The following is a 25,179-nucleotide window of genomic DNA, read 5'->3' on the forward strand; positions in this document are numbered from 1 at the left end:
TGGACGACGGCTGCTCTTCGGAATTTAGTCATGAAGAAATTAATAAACCCCGGCCTGATCAGCGCCGGTGTGCTGGCCTGCGTGCCTTCTATTGCCCTGGCCCAATCCACCGTTATTGAACAACTCAGCCCTATCGTAGTGACCGGAGTGGCTCCTGAATCCCCTTTGCAGTTCAGCACCAACCCCAAACTGCCCCGCCTGCCCTTGCCTGCCAGCGACGGCACGGACTACTTGAAAACCATTCCTGGCTTTGCGGCCATTCGTAATGGCGGCAGCAACGGGGACCCGGTGCTGCGCGGCATGTTTGGCTCGCGTCTGAATGTGCTGACCAATGGCAGCTCCATGCCCGGTGCCTGCCCGTCACGCATGGATGCGCCGACCTCCTACATTTCGCCCCAATCCTTTGATGAACTGACCATCATCAAGGGCCCTCAAAGCGTGCGCTGGGGCCCGGGTGCTTCTGCCGGAACGGTACGCTTCGAGCGCAAAGCGCCCGGCTTTACCGAGAACGACGCCACGCTGGACGCCAGTATTCTGGGCGGTTCGGCTGGCCGTCACGCAGGCAATGTGGACTTTGCGGCTGGCAATGCCTCTTACTATGCCCGCCTGACTGCCAATCAAGATCGCGCTCAGGACTACAAGGACGGTGATGGCGAACGTGTGCCCTCGCGCTGGAAGAAATGGAATACGGACGTCGCCATTGGCCTGACGCCGGATGCCGATACCTTGCTGGAGCTCAGTGCAGGCACAGGCGACGGCTATGCCCGCTATGCTGGTCGTGGCATGGATGGCACAAAATTCAAGCGTGAAACCTTGGGTCTGCGTTTCAAGAAGGATATGCACGAAGGCGTGCTGCGCAATGTAGAGGCCCAGCTCTACTACAACTACGCCGATCACGTGATGGACAACTACGGGCTGCGCACCTTCAAACCGGGAGGAGGCATGTCCATGCCTATGGCCTCCAATGTGGACCGCCTGACCTGGGGTGGCCGTCTAAGCATGGACTGGGCCTTGAGCGAGGACCTGACCTTGACCACAGGTGCCGATTTGATGCGCAGCCGCCATCGCAAACGCAGTGGCATGGGCATGCAGGACTACCGCGATCAGGATTGGGTGAAAGATGCCGAGTTCGACAATATTGGTCTGTTCACCGAAGCCCGTTGGGACCTGAACGACGCCAGCCGTTTGATTGGTGGCGCACGTCTGGATTGGGCCAGTGCCCGCGACCTGCGACCCAGCCTGGGTAGTGGCATGATGAGCAAGCCCAACCCCGGTGCGAACGAGCGCCGTAGAGAAACCCTGCCCAGTGCCTTCCTGCGTATCGAGCATGATCTGGATTCCCTGCCCTTGAGCCTGTACGCCGGTATTGGTCATGTGCAGCGCATGCCGGACTACTGGGAGCTGATTTCCCCGGCCAGCGGCCCGCAAGGCAGCGCCAGTGCCTTCCTGGGCATTCAGCCTGAAAAGACCACACAGCTGGATTTTGGTGCTCAGTACAAGGATGAAACGGTCTCGGCCTGGGCCTCTGCCTATATTGGCCAGATCCAGGATTACATCCTGTTCGACTACCTGCCCGGTGGCATGATGGGCATGAAAACCCAGGCCAGAAACGTCAAGGCCCGCATCATGGGTGGCGAATTGGGTGCGGACTGGAAAGCGACGCCCAACTGGACTTTGGGCGGCAGCCTGGCCTACGCCTGGGGCCGTAACAGTACGGATGGCCGAGCCCTGCCGCAAATGCCCCCGCTCGATCTGCGCCTGACAGCGGATTATGTGCAAGGCCCCTGGTCTGCCGGCGGTGTCTGGCGCATTGTAGCCAAGCAAAATCGCTATTCGCAGGGACAAGGGAATGTGGTGGGTTACGACTTCGGGCCTACAGGTGGTTTCAGTACCTTGTCGCTGTATGGCGGCTACAAGATCAACCGCAATCTGTCCCTGACTGCCGGTGTGGATAATGTGTTCGACAAGACTTACGGCGAACACCTGAATCTGGCCGGGAACAGTGGTTTTGGTTTTGGCGCAGCAAGCCGCTTTAATGATCCTGGCCGCACCGTCTGGCTGCGTGCCGCGTTGACCTTCTGATCGATTTTGCCTGCCGGGTCGGGCTGACTCGGCAGGCAAAACAGCTGAAAAATCAGGACAAAAAAAAGGGACACCTAGCTGGTGTCCCGTAAACATCCGCTTCAAAAGGGAGGGGAAGAGGAGAAGCCGAAGCGGATGCGCAAATGCCGAATTGCATAGGTGGCAAAAATCAGCAAATGTATTGTTTAGTCCGCGAAAATCAGCTTAAGTTCTTCGGATTCCCCCGAAAAGTTGTAACTCTTTAAAACGACTCAAGCCGCAGGCGCCAAGGCGACGCGCAGCTTCTTGAACGCCGCCACTTCGATCTGACGGATACGCTCTGCCGACACGCCGAATTCGGCGGCCAGATCGTGCAAGGTGGCACCGCCATCGTCCTGCAACCAGCGGGCGCGCACAATGCGCTGCGAACGCTCGTCCAGCGTGTCGATCGCTTCTTCCAGGCCGCTGCCTTCCAGCATATCCTGGGCACGACGCTCCAGCACGCGTGTGGGTTCCTCGTGTCCTTCATCGGACAGGTAGGAGATAGGCGCGAAATTGTCATCGTCGTCGTTGGCCGGGGCTTCCAGGGCCATATCGTGACCGGACAGACGCACTTCCATCTCGCTGACGTCCTGAGGACGCACATCGAGTTCACGTGCAATCGCGTCTACCTGGGCCGTATCCAGCGTTTGACCGTCCGGACGCATGCGGCGCAGATTGAAAAACAGTTTGCGTTGGGCCTTGGTGGTGGCCACTTTCACCATGCGCCAGTTGCGCACGACATATTCGTGGATCTCGGCCTTGATCCAGTGCACGGCAAAGGACACCAGACGTACACCGCGATCGGGGTCAAAGCGTTTGACGGCCTTCATCAGGCCCACGTTACCTTCCTGAATCAGGTCGGCATGCGGCAAGCCGTAACCCAGGTACTGGCGGGCAATGGAGACCACCAGACGCAGGTGCGACAAAATCAGTTCACGCGCAGCATCCAGGTCATCCTGGTCGCGCAGGCGCTGACCCAGCTCGGTTTCGCGTTCGGCGCTGAGCATGGGCAGGCGGTTAACAGCAGAAATATACGCTTCGATCGTCCCCAGTGCGCCTGGATTAGACACGGCGGCGACGAGTTCATTACCAGACGTCAGGGCCAAAGCGTTCGCTTGTTGTGTCATGGAAAATCCTTCAAAAGTCAGCCGGCGAGAGCACTAAACAAGGCTCTCAAACCGCAGAAAACGTATTTCAACAATCATTGAGTTTAGCACTCGATGGTCTGGAGTGCTAAAAATTTCGAGTACAGGAATAAGAGCGTCGCAGCAAGAAAAAGTTCACTACTTGAGGGAAAACTGCGGCAAATCGGTGGGCAGGACGTCACAAACAGGCAAAAAACCGTGGCTGCCTGAGAGTAACGCTTTAACGCCCACCTGAAAATAACAAAGTGCGACCTTGTTTATCCAGCGATCACAGTCGCTCGGCGTGGAAATTCAGATGGTCCTGAATGAAGGTCGAGATGAAATAGTAGCCGTGGTCATAGCCGTCGTGACGGCGCAGGGTCAAAGGCTGTTTGGCCTGCTCGCACGCCTGCTCGAATACTTCCGGATACAGTTGTTCGGCCAGAAAGGCATCGCTCAAGCCCTGGTCCACCAAGATACCGGCAGGATACGGCGTACTGGTCTTGGCCATCAGGGCACTGGCGTCGTGTTGTTCCCAAGCCTGGCGATCCTGACCCAAATAGGCACCAAAGGCCTTTTCGCCCCAAGGGCAGCGGGTCGGCGCCGCAATGGGCGCAAAGGCCGACACGGAGCGGTACTTGCCAGGGTGGCGCAAAGCCAGCGTCAAGGCACCGTGCCCGCCCATGGAGTGACCAAAGATACCGACACGGCGGGCGTCGCCGGGCAAGATGGTCGTGACCAGATCAAACAGCTCCTGGGTCACATAGCTTTCCATGCGGTAATTCTTGCTCCAGCCGGGCTCAGTGGCATCCAGATAGAAACCGGCACCGGTTCCCAGATCCCAGCCATCGTCCTCCCCGTCCACGCCAGCACCACGCGGGCTGGTATCAGGAGTGACCAGCATGATGCCGTGCTCGGCAGCGTAACGCTGGGCACCGGCCTTGATCATGAAGGTTTCTTCCGTGCAGGTCAGGCCGGCCAGAAAAAACAGCACAGGCACACGGCCTTGCCCGATAGCCTCTGCCAGGCTGGCAGCCCCTTTCTGAGCGCTGGCCTGTAGTTGCGGCGGCATGTACACAGAAAAACGCATGGGCAGGCCAATTGTCTGCGAAGCGTGTTGGTAGTAGCGCTGCCAACCATTAAAACAGCGGTGTTCGTTGAGCAGTTCCAGTGTCTGAGTCATAGCCCCCTCGTGTTCTCAATTGCAGATCCGGCCCAAAGCCCGTGGCACGCCCAAGGGCAGCATACGAGCTCTGAAACCGGGATAAAGAGTGCAGGCGACTGCCTGCGCCCTTCTCAAGCGACGTCTATCAGTACATCACCACCGAACGGATGGATTTACCGGCATTCATCAGGTCAAAGCCTTCGTTGATGCGCTCCAGCGGCAAGGTGTGGGTGATCAGATCGTCGATATTGATCTTGCCATCCATGTACCAGTCCACAATGGTCGGGACGTCGGTACGGCCACGAGCGCCACCAAAGGCAGAGCCCTTCCATTCGCGACCTGTGACCAGCTGGAACGGTCGGGTGGAGATTTCGGCACCGGCTTCGGCCACACCAATAATGATGGACTGGCCCCAGCCGCGGTGGCAGCACTCCAGTGCCTGACGCATCACCTTGGTGTTGCCGATACATTCGAAGGAGTAATCCGCGCCGCCGTCAGTCAGTTGAATAATGTGGTCGACCACGTTTTCAACCTCATTGGGGTTCACGAAATCGGTCATGCCAAACTGGCGAGCCATGGCTTCGCGCTCGGGGTTGATGTCCACTCCGATGATCTTGCCAGCGCCGACCATCTTGGCGCCCTGGATCACGTTCAGGCCAATACCGCCCAAACCGAACACCACCACGTTAGCGCCCGCTTCCACCTTGGCGGTGAACAGCACAGCGCCCAAACCGGTAGTCACGCCACAGCCGATGTAGCACACCTTGTCGAAAGGTGCGTCGTTACGAATCTTGGCCAAGGCAATTTCCGGCACCACGATGTGGTTAGCGAAAGTCGATGTGCCCATGTAGTGGTGCACTGGCTTGCCGCCAATGGAGAAACGCGAGGTGCCATCGGGCATCAGGCCCTTGCCCTGAGTCGAACGGATCGCGGTACACAGGTTGGTCTTGCGCGACAGGCAGGATTTGCACTGGCGGCACTCGGGCGTGTACAGAGGGATCACGTGATCGCCGGGACGCAGGCTAGTCACGCCAGCACCTACATCCAGCACCACGCCTGCACCTTCATGGCCCAGAATCGCTGGGAACAAACCTTCTGGATCAGCACCGGACAAGGTGTAGTAATCGGTATGGCAAATGCCCGTCGCCTTGATTTCGACCAGCACTTCGCCCGCTTTGGGACCTGCCAGATCGACCTCTTCAATCGTTAGCGGAGCGCCCGCTTTCCAGGCAACAGCTGCACGTGTTTTCATGTGGTCCACCCTCCGGGTAAAAGTAATTATGGTTACGGCAAACTCGGTCCTTCGGGACCAAACTCTTAAAGTATAGAGAGTATTTTATAAGGCGCTGCCCGGCTGGCGGCACCTTGTATGGGTAAAGACCCGTACAAATCACCTGGCAGGCATCAATACAAGGACGATTTACCCGTCAGCAACACGCCCAGGCGCAACATGCCATAAGCCAGATAATCGCCCAGTCGACTGAACAAACCCAGCCGCTGATACTGCTCCGGGTAGACGCGCGCTGCATTATGCTCGATCTCGTACTCCAGCTTGGCCTGCAGGTCCTGGGTGAAAGGCACATCCTGAATCAGCACATTAGCCTCGCGCGCCAACAGCAGACTGAACGGGTCCAGATTGGACGAGCCCACCATGGAGTAATCGTCGATAACGGCGACTTTAGCGTGTAAATAGCTGGCCTTGTACTCGTACAGTTCGATGCCATGATCCAGCAACTTCCCGTACATGAATCTACAGGCCCGATATTGCAGGAAGTATTCGGCATGGCCTTGCAGCAACAAACGCACCCGCACGCCTCGTTCCGCCGTCTGTTCGATACGGCGACGCAAGGTACGGCCCGGAAAGAAATAGGCATTGGCCAGCACCACCTGCTCCTGCGCTTTGCCGAGCAAGTACAGATACGCCTGCTCAATCTGCTGCCGATGGCGCACATTGTCCCGCAGCAGCAAGCAGGCCCGTACTCCTTCAAAAACCTGCCCGGCCTGCTCCGCCTTCTTGCGCGCCTGACGCCGCTTGCGCCATTCACGCCACAGGGTAAAGCGCTGGGTGAAGCTGTCCCAATCCTTGCGTCTGCGCCAGGCCATGCGCAGCCATAAAGCCTGCTGAGCACGCACCATATCGTCGACAATGGGCCCTTCGCAGCGTACAGCAAAATCAAAGCGCGGCCTGCCCTGTCCATTGATCAGGGGCACCTCATCAAAGTCGTCCAGAATATTGATGCCCCCCACAAATCCAATGCGCTCATCGACCACCAGCATTTTCCGGTGCAGTCTGCGCAAACGTCGCAAGGACAAGCGCGGTTCGCGCCACCCTTGGGGTTTGGGGCGATAGATCCGGTAGCGGGCACGCATGGCCTTCAACTGTTCGGCAATCTGCAAGGCATGCACATCACTGCCAAAGCCATCAATCACCACACGTACGCGTACACCCCGCTCACAGGCTCGTCGCAAGGCGTCCAGAACGCTGTGACCGCTGTCATCCAGGTTGAAGATATAGGTTTCCAGATGCAGACGCTTTTTCGCCTGATCGATAGCTTCGCAAATGGCCGGAAAGAACTCCTGGCCGTTTTGCAGCAAGGTGATTTGATTACCTTCGTGCCATAGTGGATCGCGCTTCAGACTCGGCATGCTTGCTAGGCCTATGCGTTAAGAAACCACTGAACGCCCCTTTACGGCAGCTCCAGCTCGGTCAGGATGGGGGCATGGTCGGACAACTGTTTCCAGGGGTCTCCCACCAGTACACGGGCATTACGCACTGCAAAACCACGCTGGTAGACGCGATCCAGACGTAGCCAGGGAAATGCCGCGGGGAAGGTACGAGGCGGTGGCGTCATGCGTGCGGCACCGTTCACGCCCAGCTGAATGCCTTGATCCGGCACGACCAGCCCGCTTTTGCGCATGGTACGCAGCCATTTGATGGGCTGACGCAGTCGGAAACGGTTATCGGCCTGACCACGAGGCGAGAACGAAAATACCTCGTACAGATTCAGCTGCTGCACAAAGATGGGTGCCAGGCGGTTATTCCAGTCGTTGAAGTCGCCTGCAATCAGCAAGGGCTCGTCCGCAGGGACAATGCGCTTGATGCGATCGAGCAAGGCCTGAACCTGACGAACTCGGCCGCTGTTGAACAATCCCAGGTGCACCACAATGCAATGCACCGGACGGCCATCGACATCAATGACGGCATGAAGCAAACCGCGCTGCTCCATACGATGGTCGGAAATGTCCTGGTTTTCGTACTGCAGAATGGGAAAGCGCGACAGCAAGGCGTTGCCGTGGTCCGTATGAGGGCGAACCACGTTGCAGCCGTAAGCCGTATTCATGCGCAAGGCAGCGGCCAGGGATTCGTGCTGGGCGTCCAGACTGCCTTGCAGCTGGTTACGCCCCTGCACTTCCTGCAAGAACAACAAGTCGGGAGACAGGCCGTAAAGTCCCAGGCGCAGATCCGCCAAAGACTCCCGTTTGCCCGAAGCCGAGCGGCCTTTGTGAATGTTGTAGCTAACTACCCGAATCACTGACACGCCGTCCCCCGTTCTGACTTACTTGTTTTCAACAGCCCGCAGACGAATATGCAACTCGCGCAGCTGCTGCTCGTCCACAGCCGATGGGGCCTGGGTGAGCAGACACTGAGCACGCTGTGTCTTGGGGAAAGCAATCACGTCACGGATCGAATCGGCACCGGCCATCAGGGTGACCAGACGATCCAGACCCATAGCCAGACCACCGTGTGGAGGTGCGCCGTATTGCAGCGCATCCAGCAGGAAGCCGAACTTCAGTTGTGCTTCTTCAGGGCCGATCTTCAAGGCATTGAACACTTTGCTTTGAACGTCAGCACGGTGGATACGGACCGAGCCGCCACCCACTTCCCAACCGTTCAGCACCATGTCGTAAGCCTTGGCAAAGGCCTTGCCGGGATCTGTTTCCAGCAGGTCTTCGTGGCCGTCTTTGGGGCTGGTGAAGGGGTGGTGAGCTGCAAAGTAGCGGTTTTCGCCCTCGTCGTATTCGAACATGGGGAAGTCCACCACCCACAGGGGTTTCCAACCTTCTTCAACCAGACCGTTCGCCTTACCGAATTCGCTGTGACCGATCTTGATACGCAGGGCACCAATCGCATCGTTCACGATCTTGGCCTTGTCAGCGCCAAAGAAGATCAGGTCGCCGTTCTGGGCGCCTGTGCGCTCCATCACCTGTTTCAGAACCTCAACATTGATGTTCTTGACGATAGGCGACTGCAGACCTTCAGGGATCGAGGTCACATCGTTGACCTTGATGTAAGCCAGCCCCTTGGCACCGTAGATGCCGACGAACTTGGTGTATGCGTCGATTTCGCTACGTGGCATGGCGCCACCACCAGGAATGCGCAGAGCAACCACGCGGCAGGAGGGGTCGTTGGCCGGTGCGGAGAAGACCTTGAAGTCCACTTCACGCATCAGGTCAGCCACGTCCACGAACTCCAGCTTGACGCGCAGGTCAGGCTTGTCCGAACCGTAGCGCTGCATGGCCTCAGTCCAGCTCATGGTGGGGAACTTGGGCAGTTCCACGTTTTGCACAGTGCGGAAAATGTGCGTGACCATGCCTTCAAAAATATCGCGAATCTGCTCTTCGTTCAGGAAAGAGGTTTCGCAGTCGATCTGGGTAAATTCAGGCTGGCGGTCAGCACGCAAGTCTTCGTCGCGGAAGCACTTGGTGATCTGGTAGTAACGGTCAAAGCCCGACACCATCAGCATCTGCTTGAACAGCTGGGGCGACTGGGGCAATGCAAAGAATTCGCCTGCGTTCACACGCGAGGGAACCAGGTAGTCGCGAGCGCCTTCAGGGGTGCTCTTGGTCAACATGGGGGTTTCAATATCAATGAAACCCAGGTCGTCCAGGTAGCGACGGGATTGCATGGCCACTTTGTAGCGCAGCATCAGGTTGTTCTGCATCTGCGGACGGCGCAAATCCAGCACACGGTGCGTCAGACGCGTGGTTTCGGACAGATTGTCATCATCCAGCTGGAAAGCAGGCGTGACCGAAGCGTTCAGGATTTCGATTTCGTCGCAAACGATTTCAATCTCGCCCGAACGCAGATCAGGATTGACCGTGCCTTCAGGACGAGCCTGAACGCGGCCGGTAATGCGCAGGCAGTACTCATTACGGATACGTTCGGCCACTTCAAAGGCCTGAACGTTGTCAGGGTTGACGACAACCTGCGCCAGACCCTCACGGTCGCGCAGATCAATGAAAATCACACCCCCGTGGTCGCGGCGACGATGTACCCAGCCAAACAAATTGACCGTCTGGCCCAGGTATTCTTTGGAAACCTCGCCGGTATAACACGTACGCATCTAGGATGACTCCGAAATAGTAAAAACTGCAAATTGGAAAATTCAGGTTCCAGCCAAGGGGGGTGTCCCTTTGGGACCCTCCGGCTGGTCAGAAACAGGGGGCAAAGCGATCGGCTCGGTAGGGCTGACCACTCCCATGGATACGATGTATTTAAGCGCCGCATCCACTGTCATGTCGAGCTTGTGTACATCCGCCCGAGGCATCATCAGGAAAAAACCGGAAGTCGGGTTGGGCGTGGTGGGCACGTAGACGCTGACAAAGTCCTCTCCCAGAATCTGCGCCACTTGTCCGCCCGGCGTGCCGGTCAAAAAGGCAATGGTCCAGGAACCGGCCCTGGGATACTGCACCAGAACGGCCTCGCGAAACGCCTGACCATCGGGTGCCAACACCGTATCACTGACTTGTTTGACGGAATTATAAATGGAACGCACCAAAGGAATACGCCCAAGTAGCAATTCCCAACGATCCACAACGGCACGGCCCAGGTAATTGGCCGCCAGCAAACCCGTACCAAACAAGACAGCCAGCACCAGCACAATTCTAAAGCCGGGAATCCGCAGGCCGAACAGGGCCTGCGAAGACAGAAACTCCGGCACTACGCTCTCCAGCGTTTCGATCAGCAAGGTCAGCACCCAGACGGTGATGACCAAGGGCACCCAGATGAGCAGGCCAGTGACGAAATAACGCTTGAAGGGGCGCATAAGAAATGGTGTTAGCTGGACGATGAGGAAGAAGGTGTCGTCGCAGGCGCGGGTGTGGACGTAGCGCCACTGTCCGCGGGCTTGCTGCCACCCTGGTTACGAAAATCCGTTACATACCAGCCCGTACCCTTGAGCTGGAATCCGGCCGCCGTTACCTGTTTGGTAAAGGTAGGCTGGTTACATTCTGGACAAACCTCCAAAACGGGGTCCGACATTTTTTGCAGCACATCTTTTTCGTATTGGCACGAGCTGCATTTATACGCATAGATAGGCACGACTCACCCTAACAAAAAGCCGAAACAAACTTCGAGATACAAATAAGTAGGGTCGAAACCAGCAAATTCAAGCCGGAGACCCGCTCAATCAGCAACCGCAAAGGGTTCCCAGGGGCGCTTCTGCCGTGATTTTAGCCCTTTTGGCGTTCAATCGCACTGAACTTCGCCCCGGCCAGACAGGCCGCCCCTGGCGGCCATCCGGTTCAGATCAAAAACAGGCAGGCTGCGACCAGGGTTGGCACCATGGCACTGAGCAGCAAACGCAGAGGCGAGATCGCACCATCCGGGAAGCTGCCTTTCAGAATGGAGAAGCCGGCGGGGTTGGGCGCGTTGGCAATCACGGTCAGACCACCGCCCGTAACCGCACCGGCCACCAGCATATAGCGCCAGATATCCGAGGTGCCTTCCACCAGAGAGCCCAGATAGGTCAGTGCCGCGTTATCCGTTACTGCCGTCAAGGCCGTCGCCCCCCAGAACAGCACGGTGGGCGACAAGCCGCCCAGCAGATCCTGCAGCCACCACTTCTGCAGACCGCCCAGGACCACCAGACCGGCCAGGAAGAAACCGACCATCAGGCCTTCACGCACCAGCAAGGGGTTCTGGTAATGCTTGTAGGAGTGGGCATAGCCAATAAACAGCATCAGCAGAGCCATGAACACAATGGGGTGATGCGCGCCCAGCACAATCGCCACCAGGAAAGCCACGTGAATGGCCATGACGGTAATGGGCACCGGGCGCTGCGCTTGTTTTGTTTCAGGCATACCCTGCCCCATTTCCATCAAGGCTTTACGGCAAACCAGGGTGACCAGGGTGGCATTGATCAGGACGGCCATCACAGCACGCCAACCAAAATGCGTCGCCATAAAGGCGGTGTCCCAGCCAAAGGTACTGGCCACCATCAAGACCGGAGGGGCTGCATAGGCAGTCAGCACGCCACCAATAGAGACGTTCACAAACAGCACGCCCACGGTCAAATACTTGAAACCGGCATGGCCTTGATGACGGAAATAGGCTTTGTGCAACAGCAGCGCCGCCAACGTCATGGCAGCGGGCTCGGTAATCAGGGAACCGGCCAGAGGCACTACCGACATAGTGATGAAGTAGGTGGAGATCTTGTCAGACACGGGCACAGCACGCGCCAGCACCGCCACCGTCTTGTTCACCAGTTCCAGAATCGGGCGGCTGGCGGCAACCACCATGATCGCGAACACGAACATGGGTTCGGTGAAGTTGCGGGTTTCCAGATACTCGATAGCGGACTGCAAATCCACAAAAACGGCCATATAGGCCACCAGCACACAGGCCCAGACGCCAAACACGGCCTCGACCTCGGACAACATGTGCCACAGCCCTGAGTGGCTGCCGCCTTTATTGGCCAGGCGGGCAAATACCGGAACCGAGAAGGTGTGGACGATGGCAATGGCAAATAGCGCCGTTGCGACATACTCAAGAGGAGAGGCCATTCTTCAAACCTTTAAAGCTTTACGTAAATTGCTTGAACACGGATCAAGCCAGGCTGATCGTGCCAGCCAAAGCGGCCACCACCAGCAACACACCAACCCAGATGTTGGCACGGAAAAGGCGCAGGCCTCGTTCGGGATAGCGCACGTCAAACTGCCGCATCTGCCACAGCAGATGAATGCCGATGACGGCCATCACCATGTAATACAAAATCCGCTCGTTCAGCAGAAAACCGCCCACCAGCCAGCAGGCCATGGCGGCGATGTAAAAACCGCTGATCCAGGTTTTGCCTGCCTCGCGGAAACGCAGAGCCGTGGAGTGCAGGCCCAGCTTGGTATCGTCAGCCATGTCGATATAGGCATAGATGGAGTCGTAGCCCACCTGCCACAAAATCGCGCCCACCCACATCAGGATGGCGCCAAAAGGCACCATGTTCTGCGTATCGGACCAGGCCATCAACATGCCCCAGTTAAAGCAGATACCCAGAACCACTTGCGGCCAGTAGGTAAAGCGCTTGCACAGGGGGTAAATCATCACGATCGGGAACAGGGCCAGTGCCAGCCAACGGCTGTACTCATTGATAGCCAGCAGCAGCAAGGCACACACGGCCATCTGCGCCAGCACGAAGATCACCGCCTGACGCATGGTGATCTGGCCGCTGGTCAAGGGCCGGAAACGGGTACGTTCAACCTGATGGTCGAAGTTACGGTCCGCCATATCGTTAAAGCAGCAGCCAATACCGCGCATCAACAAGGCGCCCAGAGAAAAGATCACCAAACGCCACAGGGTAGGAATACCGTCCGCTGCCTGCACCAGAGCGGCCAGAGCGGGCAAGAGGGTCAGCCAGGTGCCCACAGGCCGATCCAGCCTACACAAACGGGCATACGGCCCCCAGGATGCTGGCAAATAGCGAGCCACCCAGTCATTGTTGGGGCGCATATCGGACAGATCAGGACGCGGGGAAGATTCCGAAGCGGATGGAGATGTCATAGAGGTAAAACCTAAATCCAGGCCTCAAGCCATAGACTGAAAACAGGCATACCCTCTGGCAGAGGGTATGCGGTGGATTCCAGGAATCTGTTCATGCTCTGGGAGCAAGCAAAACGCAATGGCCGGCGCTGAAAACCACAGCGCTGGCCGGGCCAGCGCATGAAAAGACGCAGACCCATCAGTCTGCGTCCCTTGCCTGCCAAACGGCGATCAGGCTTCCTTGATGAGTTTACCCAAGATGGCGATGCCTTCGCGAATTTTTTCCTCGGGCACGGTGGCAAAGCTCAGGCGCAGGGTGTTGCGTTTGACGTCCTTGCCGGCGTAGAAAGGTTCGCCCGGAACAAAGGCCACCAGGTTCTCAATGGCCTTTTGCAGCAGGGCCGTCGCATCCACGTGCTCGGGCAAGGTCACCCAAATGAACATGCCGCCTTCGGGACGGGTCCATTGGGCCGTCGTCGGGAAGTTCTTGTCCATGGCGTCCAGCATGATGGCACACTGCTTCTGGTAAATATCGCGCACTTTGGGCAGGTGCTTTTCCAGGAAACCGTTATGTACGGCTTCGTAAACAGCCATTTGCGTCAGTGTGGAGGTGTGCAAGTCCGTGGCCTGCTTGATCTGCACCAGTTTGTCGATGATCTTGGCGGGAGCCACGATGTAGCCCAGACGCAAACCAGGAGCCAGCACTTTGGAGAAGGTACCCAGGCGTATCACGGTAGCACCGGCTTTGCGGCCCAAGGACAGCAGGCTGGGCAGACGCTCGCCGGCGTAACGCAGTTCACCGTAGGGATCGTCCTCGACGATCGGGATATGCGCAGCCGCACATCGCTCCACCAGGTCCTGACGACGCTCCAGAGGCAGGCGCAGGCCGGTGGGGTTCTGGAAGTTGGGCAATGCGTACAGCAAACGGGCGCCCATGGCTTCAGGAGCCGACACGTACTCGGGGATCATGCCCTGGCCATCGGTAGGAATAGCCACGAAAGAAGGGTTGTACACAGACAGAGCCTGCAAAGCGCCCAGATAAGTAGGCGACTCCACCAGCACCTTGCTGCCTTCATCAATGAACAGCTTGCCCAGCATGTCCAGGGCTTGCTGCGAACCGTTCACCAGCAGGATTTCGTCGGCGTCCACAGGGGCGCCTTCGGCGCTCATTTGCTCTGCCAGCCATTGGCGCAGGGGCAGATAGCCTTCCGTCGTGGTGTATTGCAGTGCCACACGGCCCTGCTCGCTCAGTACCTTGTTGAACGCGCTTTGCATTTCCTCGACAGGAAAGCCGACTGGAGTGGGCAGACCGCCCGCAAAGGAAATAATCTCGGGACGCGCAGTGACCTTGAGAATTTCACGAATTGCGGAGCCACTCAGTTTCTGGGCACGTTGGGAAAAGGTAAAAGACTGCGAGAGGGTATCCATGATTCGGGGAAGTCCTGAAGAAGAACGATTAAATACTTCATATGCAAACTTTCCAGCTTGCAATAAATAACGCAGGATGCCGAAAAAACCAGGCATCCTGCACCTTTGAATGAATTATGACTCGGGTTTATTAGCGTATACCTTGCCACCAAGCGGCTTGCAGCGCAAGTAGCTCAAGGGTTTGTGCTCGGGATTTACCCTGAAAAAACAGCCTGCCCCTCCAGACGATCGTCGCGCTTTGTCTATACTCAGCTATTGTATATACAATTAAAAATCCGTCCGGAGCCATGCCACCATGAGCCAGCCCCACCCTGCCACTTTGCTTCGCTTGCTAAACATCAGCAGCCTGCCCGCGCAGCCCTGGAAAAACGGTGGCGGCACCACGCGCGAGGTGCTTTGCCATCCCGAACATGCCGGCTATGAGCACTTTGACTGGCGCATCAGCCTGGCCCAGGTCCAGACCTCCGGCGATTTTTCCCGCTTTCCCGGCATAGACCGACACATCATGTTGATCGAGGGCGACAACATGCAGCTGATTCACGAGCAAGATATCCATGTGCTGCATCCATTCCAGCCCTACGCCTTCGCTGGCGAGGACAAGATGGCCTGTTTGTTACCACTCGGTCCGACACAGGACTTGAACCTGATGCTGCGTCGGGGCCGAGCCCAAGGCAGCTTGCACGCATGGCAAGGACGAAACGACTCCATGAAATTGGCCGCTGGTACGCATTTTCTGTACGCACCGCAAGGCGGCTACCAACTCCGGGCCGACACACACAGCTGGACCCTGGGCGCCGGGCAAGCCCTGACAGGCAGCACACCCGCCCCCTTGTCCCTGCAACTGCAGGCCGACCCTGCTGATGCCCCGCTGGTCTACGCCTATATCGCTCCCACGGAATGAAATGATGAGCTACACACTTTGGACCGATTTACGCTTGGCCCCCACAGCCGATCCCGAGTACGTCATCGAAGATGCCTGCCTGGTTGTACAGGCGGACCGTATCGCCTGGATGGGCCCACGTCATGACCTGCCTGCGCAGTGGCAAGACGCCACTCAAGAACACAAGCTGGGAAACCGCTGGGTCACCCCCGGGCTGATCGACTGCCACACCCATCTGGTCTACGGCGACAACCGCGCCCAGGAATTTGCCTTGCGGCTGGCAGGGGCCTCCTATGAAGAAATCGCCCGTCAGGGTGGCGGCATTGTGTCCTCCGTCAAAGCGACGCGCTCCCTGAGCGAGGACCAACTGCTGGCCCAAGCCCTGCGCCGACTGGATGCCTTGCTGGACGAAGGCGTCACCGCGATTGAAATCAAATCCGGCTACGGTCTGAATCTGGAGAGCGAGCGCAAAATGCTGCGTATCGCCCGCCGTCTGGGCGAGCTGCGCCCGGTCACGGTGCGCACCACCTTTTTAGGTGCCCATGCCCTGCCCCCTGAATTTGCCGGGCAAACCGATGCCTATCTGGATTTGGTCTGCGATCAAATGCTGCCCACTCTGGCACAAGAAGGACTGATCGACGCGGTTGACGTCTTTTGCGAGCGTATTGCCTTCGACCTGAAGCAGTCCGAACGTGTTTTGAAAGCGGCCCAAGCACTGGGCCTGCCCGTCAAGATGCACGCCGAGCAGCTCTCCAATCTGGGCGGCACGGAAATGGCGACCCGCTACCAGGCCCTGTCCACCGACCATCTGGAATACCTGGATGAAGCAGGCGTCATCGCCATGAAAAAAGCGGGAACCGTGGCCGTGCTACTGCCCGGAGCCTACTACTTTCTGCGCGAAACCCAGTTACCCCCGATTGAACTGCTGCGCAAACACGGCGTGCCGATGGCCCTGTCCACTGACAGCAACCCCGGCACGTCCCCCTGTGCATCCCTATTACTGATGCTGAACATGGGCAGCACGCTTTTCAGGCTGACTGTCCCCGAAGCCCTGGCAGGAGTCACCCGCCATGCTGCTCAGGCCTTGGGTGCCCCTGACATCAGTGGTGAACTCAGCATCGGATCCCGCGCCGACTTTGTCGCCTGGGACATAGACTCCCTGCCCGAACTGGCCTACTGGCTGGGCCTGCCACGCTGCGCCCTGGTCGTATACCAAGGCACAATCAGCCGTGACCTGCGTAAGGAATCGCCATGAGCATCCCCCGAAAACATGAAGCGCTCTGGGCCCCTTGGGCCTATCTGGACGGCCAGTGGCAAGCGAATGTACTGCTGCGCTGGGACCAGGACGGCACACTGACAGACGTTCTGCCCGAAGCCAGTCAGCAGGCTATAGACGCGGCGGGCTTCGTCCACACAGCGCAAGGTGCCGTACTGCCGGGCATGCCCAATCTGCATTCACATGCTTTTCAAAGTGCCATGGCCGGGCTGACTGAATTCCGGGGGCAAGGCCAGGACAGCTTCTGGAGCTGGCGCGACCTGATGTACCGCTTCGCTGCCCGTCTGGAGCCCGAGCACATGCAGGCCATTGCCCAATGGCTCTATATACAGATGTTGAAAGCGGGCTACACCAGCGTGTGCGAGTTCCATTACCTGCATCACCAGCGCGACGGCCAGAATTACGCACCCATAGGCCTGCTGGCCCAAGGCGTCATGGAAGCGGCCAGCGCCAGCGGTCTGGCCATTACCATGCTGCCCGTGCTGTACCAGTACAGCGATTTCGGCAGCAAGGCGCCGCGTCAGGATCAACAGCGCTTTCTGAATAGCCCTACACAGTTGCTGTACCTGCTGGAATCCTTGCACAACAGCCACCCCTTGAATGCTGACCGGCGTTACGGTGTTGCGCCCCACTCCCTGCGCGCTGCCAACGTTGGTTCTATCAGTACCTTAATCGACGGCCTGCACAGCCTGCCCTCACGCCACCCGATTCACATTCACATTGCCGAACAGATGGCCGAAGTACTGGCCTGCCGAGACATCAAAGGCAGCAGTCCGGTGGCCTATCTCTATGACAACTTCAATGTGGACGAACGCTGGTGCCTGGTCCACGCCACTCATATTGACGAGCAGGAGCGCAAGCAAATTGCCCGCAGCGGTGCCGTAGCAGGTTTGTGTCCAAGCACCGAGGCGAATCTGGGTGATGGCCTGTTCCCTGCCGCCGCCTTTCTGGCGGAGCAAGGACGAATGGGCATAGGTTCAGACAGCCACATCTGCGTAGACTGGCGCGCCGAACTGCGCTTGCTGGAATATGGTCAACGATTGATCAGCCAGCAACGCAATGTGCTGACTTCGTCCCAACAACCTTTCGTCGCGGACTACTTGTTTGGCACCTGCGCACGTGGTGGCGCACAGGCGTCCGGGCGAGCCAGCGGGCAATTAAGCCCCGGTCATCAGGCAGATTTAATGGTGATTGACCTGGAGCACCCCAGTCTGGCGGGGCTGGATAAGCAGCATTGGCTGTCGGCTCTGGTCTTTTCCGAACGCGCCCACGCCAACCCGATTCGTGATGTATTCGTCAGTGGTAAGGCCTGTGTGACAGAGGGCCATCATCCTCAGGAAGAGGCGGCATTTGCGGCTTATAAAAAAACATTGAGCAGTCTACTGAACAAGGCTTAGGTACAAAAAAATCAAATGATGGCCTGTAAGCCCTTGTCAGCAATGATATTCAGCAGCTTGAGTGCCGGGCCAGTGGGATGGGTTTCACCTTGCTCCCACTTGCGTATGGTCGATGCCGTAGTATGCAAATAAAGCGCAAATATCGGCTGGCTGAACTTCAAGCCTTCTCGCAGCCGCTTGATGTCGGCCGCATCGAACTCCCGAACTGGCGGTGGACAAATTGCGTCAAACTCGCGCATCGTCACCTTGCCGATCGCTCCTGCCTCCTGGAGCGCCTCCAGGTCGCCGCGTAGCGATTCGATGATCTTGCTCACAATGCACCTCCAATAACACGTCAGCCTGCAATGCATTCAACAAGGCTTCAGGCGACAAGCCCAGGAACACCTTCCCTACAAATTGCAGCGCTTTCTTCTCATCCGGCGTGATGTTCCCCTTGTCGCTCTTGGAGAACCCATGCAGGAACACATAACGGCTACCTATTCTGGCCGAAAGCAAGCTGCGATAGCCGCCGCTTTTGCCACCACCAGGGCGAGCTACCCGCTTCTTGTATAAGGCGCCACCCAAGTCCACATCGATCAGACCGCTTTCCATCTCCTGAACTGCCTTGCACAAGGCAATATCAGGCAGCTTCTCGGCCGCCTGCCATCGCGCAAAGTCTTTGCGCTTGAGAACGCGCGTCATATCGACCTCCAAACTATACCCGTATCGGGCACACTTATCAATCTCTCGTCGTGGAGCAGCCAATTCGCCATCCGCTCGCCCATCCCACGCGGGCTTATCCTCCTTGTGAACATAGCGCATGCACATCGCCACAGCCATGTGACTTGTGAGCTTTATATCCATCTTGATTGGCACGCCTCAGTTGGCAATACAGGCCGTCGCTCGATAACAGATACCGTGCCTGCCTACGTAGGGGACGCAGCAGCCGTCGTGTTCACCGTGGACTTATGTCAGCAGGGCGTAGTCCAGAGAAATGCAATGCTGGGTCGCCGTGAAGCAAAAAAATCCCTGGCGTGGGGACCCATGCCAGGGACAAGTTCGTGGAGACAAAAACAATCAGCAGTACTTCATGAAAACTAGAAAAGATCAGCCGCCGTCGCCGCCAGGCTCTCATCCAGCACCAAGGCTTTCAGGGCCTCGATATCGGGAGCCAAGTAACGGTCCTGATCGTAAAAAGGCACGGCCTGACGAATCGCATCCTGCACCTTCTTCAAGCGCTCGGAAGTCAGCAAAGGCGCATGAAAATCAATGCCTTGTGCCGCGCACAGCAATTCAATTGCCACAATCGCGGCCGTGTTCTGTGCCATGTCTTCCAGACGGCGCGCTGCAAAGGTTGCCATGCTGACGTGGTCTTCCTGATTAGCCGAAGTAGGCAGACTATCCACACTGGCAGGATGTGCCAGCGACTTGTTTTCCGAAGCCAGGGCCGCTGCGGTCACATGGGCAATCATGAAGCCCGAATTCAAACCCGCAGAAGGCACCAGGAACGGTGGCAAACCAGAGATGCTGGCATCAATCAACAAAGCGACTCGACGCTCTGCCAAGGCACCAATTTCAGCAATAGCCAGAGCCAAGCCATCGGCAGCAAACGCCACCGGCTCGGCGTGGAAATTACCTCCGGAAATCACCTGATCCGGCTCGCCATTCTTGCCGGGAAACACCAGCGGGTTATCCGTGACAGCATTGGCTTCCGTCAACAGGCTGCGTTCGTTCTGTGTGATCAGATCCTGAATCGCACCCATGACCTGGGGCTGACAGCGCAAGCTGTAGGGGTCCTGCACCTTGTTGTCATTGTCGCGATGCGACTGACGAATCTGGCTGCCAGCCAGCAGCTCCCGGTACAGGCGAGCCGCATAAATTTGCCCCGGCTGTCCACGGACCTCATGGATGCGCGCATCAAAAGGCGCGTCACTGCCTTTGGCGGCGTCCACGCTCAAGGCACCGGCCAGAATCGCATTGCGGAACAAGGTCTGGGTGCGGAACAGGCCGTTCAGGGCCAGGGCCGTAGATACTTGCGTACCATTGATCAGCGCCAGCCCTTCCTTGGCAGCCAGCACAATGGGAGTGATACCCGCCTTGGCCAAAGCCTGCTGGGCTGGCATCCATTCGCCCTGCCACTTGGCCTGCCCTTCCCCGATCAGCGTCAAGGTCATGTGCGACAAGGGCGCCAGATCACCCGATGCCCCCACCGAACCCTTGGACGGGATGAAAGGCACCACGCCCGCATTCAGAATATCCAGCAAGGTCGTAACCACATGCGAACGTATGCCCGAAAAGCCGCGCGCCAAGCTGGCAATTTTCATGGCCATGATCAAGCGGGCCACTGCATCGGACACCGGCTCGCCCACCCCCACGGAGTGCGACAGAATCAGGTTCTTTTGCAGTTGCTCCAGATCATGGTCGGGAATGCGTTGCTGGGCCAGCTTGCCAAAGCCGGTATTGATGCCATAAGCCGGAGTACCTTCCCGGATGATCTTGGCCACAATGGCCGAGGACGCATCCATGGCCCCGATCGCCTCTGGTGGCAGAGTCAGAACAGTCGGTTCCTGCCAGATTTGGCGCAGTTGTGCCAAAGTCAGTGCGCCGGGAGAAAGCTCGATACTCTTGCTCATTTATCTGTCCTGTTTTTCTTACTTGATCATGGGCAATGTCAGCCCGAAATTCTTGGCCGTTTGAATCGCCAGCTCGTAGCCGGCATCCGCATGACGCATCACACCACTGGCGCAATCGTTAATCAAGACCCGCTCCAGACGGGCCGCAGCCTGCTCACTACCGTCAGCCACAATCACCATGCCAGCATGCTGGCTGTAGCCCATGCCCACCCCGCCCCCGTGGTGCAGCGAAACCCAGCTGGCCCCGCCGGCGGTATTCAACAAGGCATTCAACAAAGGCCAGTCCGACACGGCATCCGTGCCATCACGCATGCTTTCAGTTTCGCGGTTGGGGCTGGCCACCGAGCCTGTATCCAAGTGGTCGCGGCCAATCACAATGGGCGCTTTCAGCTCGCCCTTACGCACCATTTCGTTAAAGGCCAGACCAGCGCGGTGACGCTCGCCCAGTCCCAGCCAGCAAATGCGTGCCGGCAAGCCCTGGAAAGCAATGCGTTCCTGCGCCATGTCCAGCCAGCGATGCACGTGCTGATTGTCGGGGAACAGCTCTTTGATTTTTTGATCGGTTTTGTAGATGTCCTCCGGGTCGCCTGACAAGGCCACCCAACGGAACGGGCCTTTGCCCTCGCAAAACAAGGGGCGAATGTAGGCAGGCACAAAGCCAGGGAAATCGAAGGCATTGGCCACGCCTTCATCAAACGCAACTTGGCGAATGTTATTGCCGTAGTCCACAACCGGAATACCCATTTTCTGGAAATCCAGCATGGCTTGTACATGAACTGTGCAAGACTTGGCAGCCGCTTGTTGAATGCGGACGTGTTGGGCCGGATCTTTCTGCGCCGCCTGCCACTGTTCCACCGTCCAGCCTGACGGCAAATAGCCATTGAGCAGATCGTGGGCAGAGGTCTGGTCCGTCACCAGATCAGGTTTCAAACCACCCGCTTGGGCACGTCGCACCAGTTCGGGCAGTACATCGGCAGCATTACCCAGCAAGCCAATCGACACCGCTTCCTTGGCGACCGTGTGTTGGGCAATCAACTCCAGCGCATGATCCAGATCCCGCGCCTGTTTATCCAGATAACGGGTCTGCAAACGGAAGTCGATACTGCTTTGCTTGCATTCAATCGTCAGCGATACAGCCCCGGCAAAGGTCGCCGCCAAAGGCTGTGCGCCGCCCATGCCGCCCAGACCAGCAGTCAGAATCCAGCGCCCGGCCAGCGAACCACCAAAATGCTGACGACCTGCTTCAGCAAAAGTCTCGTACGTGCCTTGCACAATGCCCTGGCTACCAATGTAGATCCAGCTACCCGCCGTCATCTGCCCATACATGAACAAACCGGCCTGATCCAGCTCGTGAAACTTCTCCCAGGTAGCCCATTTGGGCACCAGATTCGAGTTGGCCAGCAGCACACGCGGCGCATCGCTATGAGTACGGAATACACCCACCGGCTTGCCGGACTGAATCAGCAAGGTCTGGTCATCCTCCAACTGGCGCAAGCTGGCCAGAATCTGGTCATAGCACTCCCAGTTCCGGGCTGCACGCCCGATGCCGCCGTACACCACCAGATGCTGGGGGTTCTCGGCCACAGCCGGGTCCAGATTGTTCTGAATCATGCGGTACGCAGCTTCCGCCACCCAGTTCTTGCAGCTGAGCTGGGTACCCGTAGGGGCATGAATCTGTCGCTCAGGATCGAAACGGGGATCGTGGCTGGCCGCCAAAGTGTGATGATCAGGCATGGTGATGTCCTCCATCTGAGGTGTCTCTGGATACGCGCTGGTTCTATCTGGCAGGCTGTTTCCACACCCGAAGGGCAGGTTCTGGCGCCGACAAAACAACGGTTTTCTTGTAAGCTCATGCCAATGTATAGTCATTTTTCCAAGTTGTCTATACATATAAAAAAGAGCCTTGCATAAGCCCGTGAATGCGAGCATGGGAAGGCATCACTCGCGGCCTGGTGCACGACCTCAGATCTGGCCTGCGCGAGACTCTTTTGAGTGTGAACACGTCCTACAGGAAAGCATAAAAATGGATGTCCCCCAGACGAGTCATTCGTCAACTGAACCAAGCATGCCCGCCTACCTGCAAATCAAGAATTTTGTGCTGGAGAAAATCCAGTCCGGCCAATGGCGTGAAGGTGATCTGATCCCCACTGAACTGGCTTTATGCGAACAATTTGGCGTGTCGCGCATGACGGTCAACCGCGCGCTGCGGGAGTTGACGAATGATGAGCTGCTGGTCCGCATCAAAGGCTCGGGCACCTACGTCGCGCAGCCCAAATTCCAGTCCACCCTGATCGAGATACGCAGCATCGCGCAAGACATACGGGAGCGCGGCCACCAACACAGTTGCCAAGTGCTGAGCATGGAGCGGCTGCAGGCCAGCCCGGCTCAAGCGCGGCTATATGACATTGCACCGGGCGCAGCGCTGTTTCATTCCATTATTGTTCATGCCGAAAACGGCTTGCCTATCCAGTACGAAGATCGTCTGGTGGACGCGCAAATGGCGCCGGATTACATGGAGCAGGACTGGAGCCAGATCACGCCTAATGAGTACTTGGTGCGCGTTGCCCCCTTGCCAACCGGCTTTTACAGCATTGAAGTGCTGGTGCCGCCCGCCGGAATCGCGCAGGCCCTGCACATGAAAGAGCAGCAACCCTGTCTGGTGATGGACCGCCGCACTTTTTCCAGCGAGCAGTTCACAACGCACGCCAGACTGTGGCATCCAGGGGATCGCTACAAATTCACCGGCAAGATGTAGGCCGTAAATCTGCTCTGCCTAGAGTTTGACTCCCAAACGCATCGATCAGGCGCACAGGCTTCTGGCCTCCTGAGTCATACACCATCGCCATTTTCTTGTCGCATTGACCTGGCACGACCAACCCTTGAGCTGATCACTTGCCAACCACACCGGAACGAGCCTGCTCATGCTGGCGATAGCGGGTCAACGACAAGCCTGTATGGCGCTTGAAGTACCGGCACAGATAAGAGGGATCCTCAAAATTCAGCTGATCAGCAATCTGCCCGATCGCCAGCTGGCTGTAGGAAAGCAACGCCTTGATCTCCAGAACCACTTGCCTGTCGATCAAGGCCTTGGGACTGTCGTTAAAAAACTGTTTGCTCAGCTGGGACAGATAAAACGGGGTGATGTTGAGCGCATCGGCATAAAACTTCACCTCTCTGTGCTGCCGGCATTGCTGGCCAACCAGTTCCCAAAACCGCCAGCTGATCATTTCCTGGCGGCTGAACGGCTGGCCGCCCTGATACTCGGACGGAATCTGCTCGGCAATATGTAGAAAGAAATTCTGCAGCTGATTACGCAGCATGATGTACTGATACAGCGTGCTGGTCTGCACAATCTCGTGCAGTTGCAGCAACCAGGCCGCCAGTAAAGCTCGATCTTTCTGTGGAGGCACACACAGCGGATTGTCGTGCAGGAACACGAACAAGGAATTAGGCAGCTGATAAGCCACTTCTGACGCCAGGTTCTTGGGCATCAGCAGAAAAAACACCTTGAAACCGCGTGAGCGCCGTCTCAGCAAGGTAATCGTATCTTCGGCCAGCACCAGCACATCATGGGCCCGTACGACCTGATCCTTGAAATTCAAGCTGACCAAAGCACGCCCCGACAGGCAGATCATCAAGGCCATATAGGCATGACCGAAAGACAAAGGCATTCCCACGCCTTCGGCCAGCGTGGTCTGGCCTGTCAGCCAGCTATCTTTGGCGCTGAATAGTTGTGGAATCTGATGCATGGTGTTCCTCTGCCCTTCATGGCCCGGCAACCGACAGGACTTGCTAAAAGTACCGAAACTACCAAGGTCCTGCTCTGTTCGCCAAACCAGCCAGCTTCTATTCTGTTTTCTGCTGAATGGTGAGTAAAGAACATGACACTTCAAACAGAAAGACTTATTTTACGCCCCTGGCAGGACACCGATGCCAAGGACTTGTACGAATACGCCAAAGACGAGCGAGTTGGCCCGATTGCAGGTTGGCCGGTGCATACCAGCGTTGAGGAAAGTGCCGAAATTATCCGCACAGTTTTCAATATGCCCGAAGTGTATGCCGTCGAGCACAAAGTTAATGGCCGAGCTGTCGGTTGCATCGGCGTCCTGATCGGCAAGAACAGCAACTTCGAGATCGGCGAAGAAGAAGGCGAAATTGCCTATTGGATTGGCGTGCCCTACTGGGGCCAGGGCTTGATCCCCGAGGCCATGCGCGAAGTGATGCGACACGCTTTTGAAACGCTGAAGCTGAAAGCACTTTGGTGCGGCTACTTTGCCAACAATGCCCAATCGCAGATTGCGCAAAGCAAGTGTGGCTTTCGCCATCATCACACCGAGGAAAACAGGTACAACCCGTTCCTGCAGGACTACCGGACTGAGCACATCAGCCGCATTACTGCTGAAGAATGGTTGTCCTTGCCCAAACAACAGGCCTGAACACCC

Annotated in this window: 21 protein-coding genes and 1 pseudogene; 6 read left to right on the top strand and 16 right to left on the bottom strand. The window is 57.4% G+C overall.

The annotated features are described in order from the left end of the window. Positions 1-30 precede the first annotated feature (30 nt). The gene (locus tag N879_RS19545) at positions 31-2,082 is read left to right on the top strand and encodes a TonB-dependent copper receptor (protein WP_009457474.1); all 2,052 of its coding nucleotides are present in this window, start codon (positions 31-33) and stop codon (positions 2,080-2,082) included. Between the two features lie 251 nt (positions 2,083-2,333). Here the strand turns inward: N879_RS19545 and rpoH are convergent, their stop codons facing one another. The 11 genes from rpoH to N879_RS19595 all read right to left on the bottom strand — a co-directional run bounded on the left by rpoH (position 2,334) and on the right by N879_RS19595 (position 14,572). Continuing rightward, entirely contained in the window at positions 2,334-3,230 is an 897-nt protein-coding gene (gene rpoH / locus N879_RS19550) for an RNA polymerase sigma factor RpoH (protein WP_009457472.1), read from the bottom strand. A 286-nt stretch (positions 3,231-3,516) separates the two neighbouring features. Continuing rightward, complete coding sequence (gene fghA, locus N879_RS19555; RefSeq protein ID WP_009457471.1) at positions 3,517-4,410, bottom strand: S-formylglutathione hydrolase; 894 nt, start codon at positions 4,408-4,410, stop codon at positions 3,517-3,519. Positions 4,411-4,537: 127 nt separating this feature from the next. Next, the gene (locus N879_RS19560) at positions 4,538-5,644 is read right to left on the bottom strand and encodes an S-(hydroxymethyl)glutathione dehydrogenase/class III alcohol dehydrogenase (protein WP_022983664.1); all 1,107 of its coding nucleotides are present in this window, start codon (positions 5,642-5,644) and stop codon (positions 4,538-4,540) included. A 152-nt stretch (positions 5,645-5,796) separates the two neighbouring features. After that, positions 5,797-7,038, bottom strand: a complete 1,242-nt coding sequence (clsB, locus tag N879_RS19565) for a cardiolipin synthase ClsB (RefSeq protein WP_009457468.1) — start codon at positions 7,036-7,038, stop codon at positions 5,797-5,799. 41 nt (positions 7,039-7,079) lie between these two features. Continuing rightward, the gene (locus tag N879_RS19570; protein WP_009457467.1) at positions 7,080-7,931 is read right to left on the bottom strand and encodes an endonuclease/exonuclease/phosphatase family protein; all 852 of its coding nucleotides are present in this window, start codon (positions 7,929-7,931) and stop codon (positions 7,080-7,082) included. A gap of 18 nt (positions 7,932-7,949) precedes the next feature. Further along, entirely contained in the window at positions 7,950-9,737 is a 1,788-nt protein-coding gene (gene aspS, locus N879_RS19575; RefSeq protein ID WP_009457464.1) for an aspartate--tRNA ligase, read from the bottom strand. 42 nt (positions 9,738-9,779) lie between these two features. Beyond that, a complete protein-coding gene (locus tag N879_RS19580) occupies positions 9,780-10,439 on the bottom strand; it encodes a DUF502 domain-containing protein (RefSeq protein ID WP_009457462.1) in 660 nt (219 codons plus the stop codon). A gap of 11 nt (positions 10,440-10,450) precedes the next feature. Next, positions 10,451-10,654 (bottom strand): FmdB family zinc ribbon protein, encoded by a 204-nt coding sequence (locus N879_RS20240; RefSeq protein WP_371478382.1) that lies wholly within the window; start codon positions 10,652-10,654, stop codon positions 10,451-10,453. Positions 10,655-10,917: 263 nt separating this feature from the next. Further along, positions 10,918-12,177 (bottom strand): putative Na+/H+ antiporter, encoded by a 1,260-nt coding sequence (locus N879_RS19585; RefSeq protein WP_009457459.1) that lies wholly within the window; start codon positions 12,175-12,177, stop codon positions 10,918-10,920. 43 nt (positions 12,178-12,220) lie between these two features. After that, positions 12,221-13,165 carry a 4-hydroxybenzoate octaprenyltransferase gene (ubiA, locus tag N879_RS19590; protein ID WP_009457445.1) on the bottom strand — a complete coding sequence of 315 codons (945 nt, stop codon included), beginning with the start codon at positions 13,163-13,165 and terminating at the stop codon, positions 12,221-12,223. A 210-nt stretch (positions 13,166-13,375) separates the two neighbouring features. Continuing rightward, positions 13,376-14,572, bottom strand: a complete 1,197-nt coding sequence (locus N879_RS19595) for an aminotransferase-like domain-containing protein (protein ID WP_009457443.1) — start codon at positions 14,570-14,572, stop codon at positions 13,376-13,378. A 295-nt stretch (positions 14,573-14,867) separates the two neighbouring features. Between N879_RS19595 and N879_RS19600 the strand changes: the two genes are divergently transcribed. From N879_RS19600 to N879_RS19610, 3 genes are read left to right on the top strand one after another with little or no spacing between them, the layout of a single operon-like run. Further along, positions 14,868-15,473 carry a HutD/Ves family protein gene (locus N879_RS19600; RefSeq protein ID WP_009457441.1) on the top strand — a complete coding sequence of 202 codons (606 nt, stop codon included), beginning with the start codon at positions 14,868-14,870 and terminating at the stop codon, positions 15,471-15,473. 4 nt (positions 15,474-15,477) lie between these two features. Next, positions 15,478-16,707, top strand: a complete 1,230-nt coding sequence (hutI, locus tag N879_RS19605; protein WP_009457440.1) for an imidazolonepropionase — start codon at positions 15,478-15,480, stop codon at positions 16,705-16,707. Then, the gene (locus N879_RS19610) at positions 16,704-18,125 is read left to right on the top strand and encodes a formimidoylglutamate deiminase (RefSeq protein ID WP_009457439.1); all 1,422 of its coding nucleotides are present in this window, start codon (positions 16,704-16,706) and stop codon (positions 18,123-18,125) included. Before hutI ends, N879_RS19610 begins: the two co-directional genes overlap by 4 nt. 11 nt (positions 18,126-18,136) lie before the next feature. Here N879_RS19610 and N879_RS19615 read toward each other — a convergent pair whose 3' ends face one another. From N879_RS19615 to hutU, 4 genes and pseudogenes are all read right to left on the bottom strand, one after another. After that, positions 18,137-18,439: a helix-turn-helix domain-containing protein gene (locus N879_RS19615; RefSeq protein ID WP_031233072.1), complete on the bottom strand. Its 303-nt coding sequence runs from the start codon at positions 18,437-18,439 to the stop codon at positions 18,137-18,139. Then, positions 18,426-18,806, bottom strand: a pseudogene (locus N879_RS19620) (type II toxin-antitoxin system RelE/ParE family toxin); the annotation flags it as partial. The gene N879_RS19615 and the pseudogene N879_RS19620, both read right to left, overlap by 14 nt. A gap of 395 nt (positions 18,807-19,201) precedes the next feature. After that, positions 19,202-20,737, bottom strand: coding sequence for a histidine ammonia-lyase (hutH, locus tag N879_RS19625; protein ID WP_009457427.1), 1,536 nt, complete (start codon positions 20,735-20,737; stop codon positions 19,202-19,204). Positions 20,738-20,755: 18 nt separating this feature from the next. Continuing rightward, the gene (gene hutU, locus N879_RS19630; protein ID WP_009457426.1) at positions 20,756-22,486 is read right to left on the bottom strand and encodes a urocanate hydratase; all 1,731 of its coding nucleotides are present in this window, start codon (positions 22,484-22,486) and stop codon (positions 20,756-20,758) included. A 316-nt stretch (positions 22,487-22,802) separates the two neighbouring features. Here hutU and hutC point away from each other — a divergent pair, with 316 nt between their 5' ends. Beyond that, entirely contained in the window at positions 22,803-23,492 is a 690-nt protein-coding gene (gene hutC, locus N879_RS19635; RefSeq protein WP_009457425.1) for a histidine utilization repressor, read from the top strand. Between the two features lie 133 nt (positions 23,493-23,625). Here hutC and N879_RS19640 read toward each other — a convergent pair whose 3' ends face one another. Continuing rightward, positions 23,626-24,486 (bottom strand): helix-turn-helix domain-containing protein, encoded by an 861-nt coding sequence (locus N879_RS19640; RefSeq protein WP_009457424.1) that lies wholly within the window; start codon positions 24,484-24,486, stop codon positions 23,626-23,628. A 132-nt stretch (positions 24,487-24,618) separates the two neighbouring features. On the opposite strand from N879_RS19640, the gene N879_RS19645 reads away from it, so the two are divergent. Further along, positions 24,619-25,173, top strand: coding sequence for a GNAT family N-acetyltransferase (locus tag N879_RS19645; protein WP_009457416.1), 555 nt, complete (start codon positions 24,619-24,621; stop codon positions 25,171-25,173). The last annotated feature ends 6 nt before the right edge of the window (positions 25,174-25,179 follow it).

The sequence above is a fragment of the Alcaligenes sp. EGD-AK7 genome, from assembly GCF_000465875.3.
GTDB lineage: Bacteria > Pseudomonadota > Gammaproteobacteria > Burkholderiales > Burkholderiaceae_B > Alcaligenes > Alcaligenes phenolicus.

Bases quoted from the DNA above. Each gene is read 5' to 3' on its own strand.
- N879_RS19545 (WP_009457474.1), top strand. From the start codon at position 31: ATGAAGAAATTAATAAACCCCGGCCTGATCAGCGCCGGTGTGCTGGCC.
- rpoH (WP_009457472.1), bottom strand. From the start codon at position 3,230: ATGACACAACAAGCGAACGCTTTGGCCCTGACGTCTGGTAATGAACTC.
- fghA (WP_009457471.1), bottom strand. From the start codon at position 4,410: ATGACTCAGACACTGGAACTGCTCAACGAACACCGCTGTTTTAATGGT.
- N879_RS19560 (WP_022983664.1), bottom strand. From the start codon at position 5,644: ATGAAAACACGTGCAGCTGTTGCCTGGAAAGCGGGCGCTCCGCTAACG.
- clsB (WP_009457468.1), bottom strand. From the start codon at position 7,038: ATGCCGAGTCTGAAGCGCGATCCACTATGGCACGAAGGTAATCAAATC.
- aspS (WP_009457464.1), bottom strand. From the start codon at position 9,737: ATGCGTACGTGTTATACCGGCGAGGTTTCCAAAGAATACCTGGGCCAG.
- N879_RS19580 (WP_009457462.1), bottom strand. From the start codon at position 10,439: ATGCGCCCCTTCAAGCGTTATTTCGTCACTGGCCTGCTCATCTGGGTG.
- N879_RS20240 (WP_371478382.1), bottom strand. From the start codon at position 10,654: ATGTCGGACCCCGTTTTGGAGGTTTGTCCAGAATGTAACCAGCCTACC.
- N879_RS19585 (WP_009457459.1), bottom strand. From the start codon at position 12,177: ATGGCCTCTCCTCTTGAGTATGTCGCAACGGCGCTATTTGCCATTGCC.
- ubiA (WP_009457445.1), bottom strand. From the start codon at position 13,165: ATGACATCTCCATCCGCTTCGGAATCTTCCCCGCGTCCTGATCTGTCC.
- N879_RS19595 (WP_009457443.1), bottom strand. From the start codon at position 14,572: ATGGATACCCTCTCGCAGTCTTTTACCTTTTCCCAACGTGCCCAGAAA.
- N879_RS19600 (WP_009457441.1), top strand. From the start codon at position 14,868: ATGAGCCAGCCCCACCCTGCCACTTTGCTTCGCTTGCTAAACATCAGC.
- hutI (WP_009457440.1), top strand. From the start codon at position 15,478: ATGAGCTACACACTTTGGACCGATTTACGCTTGGCCCCCACAGCCGAT.
- N879_RS19610 (WP_009457439.1), top strand. From the start codon at position 16,704: ATGAGCATCCCCCGAAAACATGAAGCGCTCTGGGCCCCTTGGGCCTAT.
- hutH (WP_009457427.1), bottom strand. From the start codon at position 20,737: ATGAGCAAGAGTATCGAGCTTTCTCCCGGCGCACTGACTTTGGCACAA.
- hutU (WP_009457426.1), bottom strand. From the start codon at position 22,486: ATGGAGGACATCACCATGCCTGATCATCACACTTTGGCGGCCAGCCAC.
- hutC (WP_009457425.1), top strand. From the start codon at position 22,803: ATGCCCGCCTACCTGCAAATCAAGAATTTTGTGCTGGAGAAAATCCAG.
- N879_RS19640 (WP_009457424.1), bottom strand. From the start codon at position 24,486: ATGCATCAGATTCCACAACTATTCAGCGCCAAAGATAGCTGGCTGACA.
- N879_RS19645 (WP_009457416.1), top strand. From the start codon at position 24,619: ATGACACTTCAAACAGAAAGACTTATTTTACGCCCCTGGCAGGACACC.